This is a genomic window from Leptolyngbya sp. UWPOB_LEPTO1 (assembly GCF_017302695.1).
Classification (GTDB): Bacteria; Cyanobacteriota; Cyanobacteriia; order Leptolyngbyales; family Leptolyngbyaceae; genus Leptolyngbya; species Leptolyngbya boryana.
The window spans coordinates 238,081-244,765 of record NZ_JAFLCJ010000008.1; the positions used below are offsets into that span (position 1 = coordinate 238,081).

Annotated in this window: 8 protein-coding genes and 1 rRNA gene; 5 read left to right on the forward strand and 4 right to left on the reverse strand. The window is 47.3% G+C overall.

Annotated elements, in window-relative coordinates; all coding sequences use genetic code 11:
- Window positions 1-29 precede the first annotated feature (29 nt).
- On the forward strand, window positions 30-845 hold the full coding sequence (locus J0L70_RS14625; RefSeq protein ID WP_017291186.1) for a helix-turn-helix domain-containing protein: 816 nt from the start codon (window positions 30-32) through the stop codon (window positions 843-845).
- Window positions 846-956: 111 nt separating this feature from the next.
- Here the strand turns inward: J0L70_RS14625 and J0L70_RS14630 are convergent, their stop codons facing one another.
- The 3 genes from J0L70_RS14630 to serA form a co-directional block, all read right to left on the reverse strand.
- Complete coding sequence (locus J0L70_RS14630) at window positions 957-1,541, reverse strand: HD domain-containing protein (protein WP_287455129.1); 585 nt, start codon at window positions 1,539-1,541, stop codon at window positions 957-959.
- A complete protein-coding gene (gene prmA, locus J0L70_RS14635; RefSeq protein ID WP_026149016.1) occupies window positions 1,525-2,415 on the reverse strand; it encodes a 50S ribosomal protein L11 methyltransferase in 891 nt (296 codons plus the stop codon). Before prmA ends, J0L70_RS14630 begins: the two co-directional genes overlap by 17 nt.
- 205 nt (window positions 2,416-2,620) lie before the next feature.
- Window positions 2,621-4,201, reverse strand: coding sequence for a phosphoglycerate dehydrogenase (serA, locus tag J0L70_RS14640; protein ID WP_287455130.1), 1,581 nt, complete (start codon window positions 4,199-4,201; stop codon window positions 2,621-2,623).
- Between the two features lie 192 nt (window positions 4,202-4,393).
- Here serA and J0L70_RS14645 point away from each other — a divergent pair, with 192 nt between their 5' ends.
- Genes J0L70_RS14645 through J0L70_RS14650 form a run of 3 tightly spaced genes read left to right on the forward strand, consistent with a single transcriptional unit; the run spans window position 4,394 to window position 4,902 of the window.
- Window positions 4,394-4,630 carry a DNA cytosine methyltransferase gene (locus J0L70_RS14645; protein WP_287455131.1) on the forward strand — a complete coding sequence of 79 codons (237 nt, stop codon included), beginning with the start codon at window positions 4,394-4,396 and terminating at the stop codon, window positions 4,628-4,630.
- Window positions 4,631-4,676: 46 nt separating this feature from the next.
- Window positions 4,677-4,820, forward strand: coding sequence for a DNA cytosine methyltransferase (locus tag J0L70_RS32000; protein WP_347277625.1), 144 nt, complete (start codon window positions 4,677-4,679; stop codon window positions 4,818-4,820).
- The gene (locus J0L70_RS14650) at window positions 4,759-4,902 is read left to right on the forward strand and encodes a hypothetical protein (RefSeq protein WP_242044665.1); all 144 of its coding nucleotides are present in this window, start codon (window positions 4,759-4,761) and stop codon (window positions 4,900-4,902) included. Before J0L70_RS32000 ends, J0L70_RS14650 begins: the two co-directional genes overlap by 62 nt.
- Window positions 4,903-5,400: 498 nt before the next feature.
- On the opposite strand, the gene glyQ is transcribed toward J0L70_RS14650, so the two are convergent.
- The gene (glyQ, locus tag J0L70_RS14655; RefSeq protein WP_017291182.1) at window positions 5,401-6,288 is read right to left on the reverse strand and encodes a glycine--tRNA ligase subunit alpha; all 888 of its coding nucleotides are present in this window, start codon (window positions 6,286-6,288) and stop codon (window positions 5,401-5,403) included.
- Window positions 6,289-6,612: 324 nt separating this feature from the next.
- On the opposite strand from glyQ, the gene J0L70_RS14660 reads away from it, so the two are divergent.
- A 16S ribosomal RNA gene (locus J0L70_RS14660) occupies window positions 6,613-6,685 on the forward strand; the annotation flags it as partial.

Here is a 6,685-nt window from a genome sequence, read left to right on the forward strand (position 1 = left end):
GCAATTCTTGATTTTGGTGAGGACAGGAAATGTTAGCGCAAGATTCGATGCGGATCAGTATGGCAGGCGTGGAGCTAGATGATCATCACACCCTGCTTTCCCAGATAGAAGCTGAGCTATACCGGAGTGAAATCTACCGTCGAGCCGTTGAGCGTTTAGAAGCAGGTGTCTCTGAAGGAACTTCTGCCCAAGTTTGTCTCAAATCAGTGGCACGCGAAGCAATTCGATTGGCACTGCGAGAAATGAAGTTGCAAGAAGCTTCCACACCGAAGCCAGAACCGAAAAAGGTGGAATCTCCTCGTAAAAAGGTTACTGCTGATATTTCTGAATCTCATCGGCAGGAGTGTTTGGCACGCTTAGGCGCACAGATTCGAGCCGCCCGTGAGGCGCGATCGATGTCGATCGCGGAACTGCACAGCAAAACGCTCGTTCCAGTTCATCAATTAACTGCGATCGAGGCTGGACAGGGCACCCATTTGCCTGAAGATGTCTATCTCAGAGGGTTTATTCAACGCATTGCGAAAGCCTTGAATGTCGAGAGTACGGTGTTGCTCGATTTGCTGCCTGCTGTTGACCCAGTGAAAGCTGTGTTGCCATCTTGGTATCAGCCAAAGCAACAGAAGTCGATTTCGCTGGGTGGAATGGCGCTCAGTCCAGTGCATTTATATTTAGGCTATGCTGCTGTGTTGAGTGGTGGAATGGTTTGGTTATCGCAGCATTCTTCGCAACCTGCACGACCGGGAGCAGAGTTAAATGCGCCTCAAGTTACGCCTGCTCAGTCTGACTCTCAACCGACTGCAAAAATGAGTGCCAATATGCAAGTTGCTGCACCTGAGAGATTGTAATAGCTCACTGCATTTCGGCTTTGCTCAACCTTTTGAATCGAGAAAGCTCGTAACGAGTTCAAAGAGAAGTTGTGAGTTGAGCGAAGCCGAAGCCTAATATCCATTTGCAACTTAAAGATGAGCTAATCGTTGCAATTCTGCATCAAGATTGCGGCGTGCGATCGCTTCTCTTGCCTGCATCGTGGGTGTGGAATAAATGCGATCGCGGTGCAAAAAACTTTCTAACACTCGCGATCGCCCAATTCGATAATCCTCGTCTGTTACCCAAAAATACTCTTTCCGAATTGCAGCAGCATAGCTCTGATAGTGTTCTGGCTCAGTGCTGAGAATTGCTAAATCTGCATCTAAGAGAATCTGACTTTCTGCATCAAATGCTTGATGGGTTTTCGTACAAAGAATCAAATTGCGAACTTGATGGATCTGCTCAAATTCAGGAAATAAAGCTGCTGCAAGCTCAGCGCTGTTCTCCTCATTATCCTGAGCATGAGTGTCATACACGGCATCATGAAACCATGCCGCAAGATTCAGCGCAATCGACTCTCCGCCTAACTGCTCTAGCATTGAGAGAACGTGATAGAGATGCTCAACCGTGTGATAGTAACGATTTTGGCTCGAATACGCTGCAATCAACTGCCAAAATAGTGGGTCTGAAAAACGCCAGCGTTTGCGCAACCAATTTCTACGATCGACGGACATTTAAACAGCACCAATCGCCACGCTTCCATAAAGCTGCGACAATCCACCCATTCGCCTCTAACGTATCTGCAACAGGTTTTGCTTGCTCCAACAAAATCCCGCTCAAAATTCCCCACGAAGAAGGCTTAATCAAAGGTGTCCATTGTGGAATCAGATCAATGATGACTTCTGCCAAAATATTGCAAACTAACCCATCGACTGGTTCTTCGATCATCTCTTGAAGTCGCGTGACACTACCTTGATCCACGACTAATCGCGCCGGATCAAGGTGATTCAGTTCTACATTTTCATGGGTTGCTTTGACGGCTAGCGGATCAGTATCGACAGCATAAGCTTTTTTAGCTCCTAAGAGCAGTGCGCCCACTGAGAGAATGCCAGATCCACACCCAATATCTGCGATCGTCACGGTTTGCGGATCTACACTCAATCGCATCTCTAAAGCTTCTAAACACAGTTGAGTCGTCGCATGATCACCCGTTCCGAATGCAACGCCTGGTTCAAGCTGCATGACAATGCGGTCGGTCTTTTCGGGCACAGGCAGCCAAGCGGGATTAATCAAAAAGCGATCGCCTAGTTCCTGCGGCTTCCAGTAACTCTTCCAACTACTTGACCAATCTTCTTCATCAATGATTTGCCATTGCACGATCGGTGCAGGCAAATTCATGCAAAGTGCATCTTGTTTGAGCAGTAAAGACAACGCAGATAAATCTAACAACTGTGCCTGTTGCTGAGGCAAATACGCTGAAACCAAACAAGACGAGCCTTGACTCTGACTCGATGCCCCTTTACAGCCAAAATTATCAAATCGCCAAATTGCCGTCTCTTCGAGAGCCGCATCACACAGAACTTGAATTTCCCACCAACTGTTAGACATAAATTTGCAGCACGGCAAAATAAAAATAGAAGCATCTAGGCTGATCTGATCAGAGTCAATCATTTATGACTTTAGACTCTGCTCTTCTCAATCCCCCTGAATCTAAGAGGGGATCAAGACCCACATCTGAGGCAGAAAATTCTCGACTCTCCTGATTCAGGCAGGAAGTAGGAGTGATCTCCTGGCTCCTGCCTGAATTCAGTTCTTACAACGTAACCGTGTAAGCGTCGCGGATTCCAGCGACTTGCTTAATCTCGTTCATGATGTTCTCCGGCAACGGATCATCAATGCTGAGCACCATCACCGCATCGCCCCGAACAATTTTCCGTCCCACCTGCATACTGGCGATATTGACATTGAATTCGCCCAACAGCGAACCAATCCGACCAATGATTCCCGGCATATCCCGGTGCAGGGTGAACAGCATATAGCGATTCGGCGGCACGTTGACTGGAAAATCATTGATGCTCGTGATCCGAATCTCATCATCTCCGAGCAAAGCTCCGGTTACAGAGTGTTCTCCCAGTGTTCCTTTTGCGGAAAGATGCATTGAACCTGCATAGTCTTTGATCGATGCATCGCGAGTTTCAACGACTCGAATGCCTCGCTCTTTTGCTTCAATGCTGGCATTCACATAGTTCACCCGCTCTTGCAATGCCGGAGATAACAATCCTTTCAACGCAGCAATCACGATCGGTTGGCTTTGATTGGTTGCCAAATCTCCCCGCAGCCCAATATTGAGCGATTCAATACGTCCGCCCGCAAGTTGCCCAACCATCTTTCCGAGCGTTTCCGCAAGCTGCAAGTAGGGCTTCAACTGTTCTAAAACGTCAGGGCGCAGTCCAGGAATGTTGACTGCCGATCGAGCAGGTTCGCCAAGTAAGACATCCCGAATTTGTTCTGCAACGTCGATCGCGACATTGACCTGAGCTTCTTCAGTCGATGCTCCCAAGTGTGGCGTTAAGACAATTTCCTTACCCAAAGCCGTGAGAGGCGATTCTCCTAACGGTTCGCTGGAGAATACATCTAACGCGGCTCCGGCAATTTTTCCAGCTTTGAGGGCTTCTGCGATAGCAGTTTCATCGATAATTCCGCCTCGCGCACAGTTAATAATGCGCGCATTGGGTTTCATTTTCGCGATCGAGTCTGCATTAATCAGGTTGGCAGTTTCCGGCGTTTTCGGAATGTGCAGGGTGATGTAGTCTGCCGATTGAAACAAAACATCGAGTTCAACTAAGCTACAGCCCAGTTGTTCTGCACGCTCCACTGAAATAAATGGATCATAAGCCAGCAACTTCATGCCCATTGCGCGTGCCACAGTTGCGACATGGGCGCCAATCTTACCGAGTCCCACGACTCCTAACGTTTTGTTATAAACTTCGTTCCCGGTATAGCTTTTGCGATCCCATTTGCCTTGTTTCAACTTGGCATTCGCTTCGGGAATATAGCGAGACAACGATAGCATCATTGCTAGGGTATGTTCAGCTGCCGCGATCGTATTACCTTCGGGCGAGTTGACAACAATAATTCCTTTGCGAGTTGCGGCTGGAACATCGACATTATCGACTCCAACTCCAGCGCGTCCAATAATTTTCAGATTGCGTCCTGCCTCAATGACCTCAGCAGTTACGCGCGTTCCAGAGCGAATCATCAGCGCATCATATTCTGGAATCACTTCGACAAGTTGCTCTTTACTCAGATCAGTTTTGACATCTACTTGAGCGACTTGGGACAAAATATCGATCCCAACTTGATCGATTGGATCGGAAACAAGAACCTTGGGCATAACACGAGTGCGAGAGGCAGAGTGAGTAGTGCATGAAAAACTTTTCCAAGTTTTCCACAGATTGATCATTCTAATGGATTGGTGTGACGCATCCCTCCCTATACTCAAAAAGTTTTCGGATTTGCGCTGATCAAGCAGCGAATCTAGTCCTGCCCCTTTAAACTATTATTCTGAGCTTGCGTAAGGTCTATTTTGGTTAGACCGAACGATGTGCTGCACCTATCAAGCGCGATCGGTTCTCTATTTCCAGGTTGTGGAGACTTAGATTTAGGATTTAACCAACCTGGATTTCAGACGATTTGGGCGAATGAGTTCGATAAGAGTATTTGGGAAACTTACGAAAAGAATTATCCTGAAACCGTTCTAGATAGGCGTGATATCAGCAGCATTCCTTCCGATGATATTCCTGAGTGTGTTGGAATTATTTGAAGAACCTCTTTGTCAAAGCTGGAGTGAAGCCGGAACATAGACAGGAATCGAGGATGCAAGAAGTCAGCTTTTTCTAGAGTATGTTCGGATTCTGAAAGATAAGCAACGGCTCTTTTTCCTGACTGAAAATGTCTCTGGAATGCGGCGAAAAACATCTTCATGCGTTGCTTTCAATCATTACGAGCGTTGAGAAAGCGGGCTATGTTGCTTCACATAAGCTACTAAATGCAGCAATTCGGAGCGGATATGAGCGGACTTTGCCACCTGAATAGCATCACATCAGCAAAGACAAAGCACAACGATCAGAATGCACGAATGGAAATGTTCGACAACAGACTGAACGCTCGCATCGACAGCAGAGTAAGTTTTGCAAGGTTTGGAAACAGACAAAGGTGACGACTCGTTAGTTGGGAGCGATTTCAATTGGATTTAGCAGCATCGTCGGTTTCGATCCACCGTCTCACAGCGAGCAGGACTGTCCACTTGGACTTGGACGTGGCATGATATCGCAATCTATCCCACCTTATCCTGACGCATTACCCAATCTTTTTAGGCATGCAAAAGATCAAGTGATGCCAGATATTGTAGACATCGCAAATTTAAGACTTGATGTAGACGACATAGTTTGAATTACTCCGGATTCAGAAGCTCTTGTTGCACATAGTTCTTTTCTATTGCCCTATTGCCCACCTTATCCGCGACACTGAATCTGCAGTCAGTGATAGAGCGATCGCAGATTTGTAGAGTGCGATCGCTCTATCTTTTTCCCTTTAAACCGCCTCAACCTTCTCCCTTTTCAACAGCGGAAACCCTAACTTCTCCCGCTGTTTCAAATAAAGCTGCGCCACTTGCCGCGCCAAATTCCGCACCCGCCCAATATATCGCGCCCTTTCCGTCACCGAAATCACCCCACGCGCATCCAGCAAATTAAACGTGTGCGAGCACTTTAGCACCTGATCGTAAGCAGGCAACACCAACCCACGCTGCATCAACTGCTCCGCCTCCTGCTCAAACAACTTAAACAGCGTAAACAAGAGTTCCGGATTCGATGCCTCAAAATTATAAGTCGAACACTCAATTTCTCCTTGCAGATGCACATCACCATAAGTGATCTCATCATTCCATTGAATATCGAAAATCGAGTTCACCCCTTGTAGATACATCGTCAGTCGTTCCAGACCATATGTAATCTCGATCGAAACCGGACGGCAATCCAATCCTCCACACTGTTGGAAATAAGTGAACTGCGTCACCTCCATACCATCCAACCAAACTTCCCAACCGACTCCCCAAGCGCCAACCGCCGCATCCTCCCAGTTATCCTCCACAAACCGAATATCGTGATCCTCCGGCGAAATCCCCAACGCCTTCAGCGACTCTAAATAAATCTCTTGAATATTGTCAGGTGATGGCTTAATCAGCACTTGATACTGATAATAATGTTGCACCCGATTCGGATTCTCCCCATATCGCCCATCCCCCGGACGACGACAAGGTTCCACATAGGCAACCGCCCAAGGCTCAGGCCCGATCGCTCTCAAAAACGTATGCGGACTCTTCGTACCTGCCCCCTTCTCCGTATCGTAAGGTTGCACCACCAAACATCCCCGCTCCGCCCAAAACTGATTGAGCGTCGAAATAACAGACTGAAAATTCACGTTCCCTAGCCCCCAGCGACAAAAATCACTTGCCTATTGTCGCTCAAAAGCGCTGACCGAGGTGATTTGAGAACGAATTAGAAAAAGCTCAAAACAAAAGTGTTGACATTTCGGAAATCACCAGGCTATATTATCAAAGCGCGGGTGAGGGAAGAGCGAGCGAAAGCGGACTCAGCTTCATCTGCGAGAAACTGAACCTATAAAACAGAATAGTTTAGAAGCCAGAGAAAGGAAAGCCTTCGTCAAGAAAATGTTCCTAACTCGTTAGGAACCGGAAAGGTAACCGGATAAATTACTGAATTGAGCTACAAGCTTACTCTATATACTATGGAGAGTTTGATCCTGGCTCAGGATGAACGCTGGCGGTATGCTTAACACATGCAAGTCGAACGGTCTC

Excerpts from the sequence above, each read along its gene's own strand:
- J0L70_RS14625 (WP_017291186.1), top strand. The coding sequence starts at position 30 with ATGTTAGCGCAAGATTCGATGCGGATCAGTATGGCAGGCGTGGAGCTA.
- J0L70_RS14630 (WP_287455129.1), bottom strand. The coding sequence starts at position 1,541 with ATGTCCGTCGATCGTAGAAATTGGTTGCGCAAACGCTGGCGTTTTTCA.
- prmA (WP_026149016.1), bottom strand. The coding sequence starts at position 2,415 with ATGTCTAACAGTTGGTGGGAAATTCAAGTTCTGTGTGATGCGGCTCTC.
- serA (WP_287455130.1), bottom strand. The coding sequence starts at position 4,201 with ATGCCCAAGGTTCTTGTTTCCGATCCAATCGATCAAGTTGGGATCGAT.
- J0L70_RS14650 (WP_242044665.1), top strand. The coding sequence starts at position 4,759 with ATGTCTCTGGAATGCGGCGAAAAACATCTTCATGCGTTGCTTTCAATC.